Consider the following 1,262-nt stretch of genomic DNA (forward strand, 5'->3'; position numbering starts at 1 on the left):
ATTCCGGCGGCGCAGGTATCAGCCTCGTCAACTTCGCGACATCGATCGGGACCGGCGCCAACAGCGTGATCACGGTCACCAACAACGCCACCATCAATTCGGGCACGACTCTCAACCCCAGTGGTTCGCAGCCCCAGGGCATTGCCGCCGGCTACTACGGTACCACCGGCGGTCCGGGCACCGTCGGCATCGCCAATACCAACGTCAACGGCACTGTCACCGTCAACAACAACGGCAACATCACCGCCGCGGCGGGTTACGGCATCAACGCCTACAATTACGGCAACGGCAATGTGACCGTGAACGAGGCCGCCGGCACCTCCGTCTCCGGCGCGCAATACGGCATCGGCGCCTTCGGTAACAGCAAGGGGACCGGTAGCGTCGCCGTCAATGTCGGGGCCAATGCGACGATCTCGGGCGGCTCGATCTTCGGCATCCAGGCTTTCGTCAACGGGGTCGGCAGCGTCAGCGTGACGACTTCGGCAGGCGACAACGTCACCGGCGGCAGCTCGGGCATCAATGCGCAGAATCAGTCGGCCACCGACGATCCCACCAGCAGCGTGACCGTGATCGCCCACGGGACGATCCATTCCGGAACGCTCCTGACGCCGAATGGCTCGACGCCCGGCGGCATCGTCGCCGGCTACTCTCCCGGCGGTCAGAACGTGGCCAATGGCGCCGTCGCGGGCAACGTGCTGGTGCAGAGCGACGCCACGATCGTGGCTGCGGCCGGCTCCGGCATCAACGCCTACAATTACGGCGCCGGCAATGTGACGGTCACCACCGGTGCGATTTCATCGATCACGGGCGCGACCAGCGGCAACCAGGCCAATGGCATCAACGCCAACGCGCTTGATGGCGGCAATGTCAGTGTCACCAACGGCGGCTTCCTGACCGGGGGAACCGGCATCTTCTCGAGCACCAACCATGGTGGCTCCATCACCATCGAGAATGACGGCCAGATCACCGCCACCGCGAACTCCGGCATCAACGCCCAACAGGCAAGTGCCGGGGCGACCGGCTCGGTCACCATCATCAACACCGGGACGGTTGTCGGTGCGGCCAATAGATCCGCGATCAACGTCGCGGAGAACGCCACCGGCACGGTGACGATCACCAACTCCGGCACCATCGGATCAGCGACGACAGCGGGCTCGATGCCGGCCATCACCGAGACCGGCGGCTCTACCGTCACCATCAACAACAATGGGCAGATCGACGGCAACGTCTATACCAACTCGACCGGCGGCTTCACAGGCACG

1 pseudogene is annotated in these 1,262 nt (G+C 64.6%); it reads left to right on the forward strand.

Annotated features, from left to right (window positions below):
- Positions 1 to 1,262 (forward strand): annotated as a pseudogene (locus tag AXW67_RS42780) (S-layer family protein); the annotation flags it as partial.

The organism is Bradyrhizobium neotropicale, assembly GCF_001641695.1.
Taxonomy (GTDB): Bacteria; Pseudomonadota; Alphaproteobacteria; order Rhizobiales; family Xanthobacteraceae; genus Bradyrhizobium; species Bradyrhizobium neotropicale.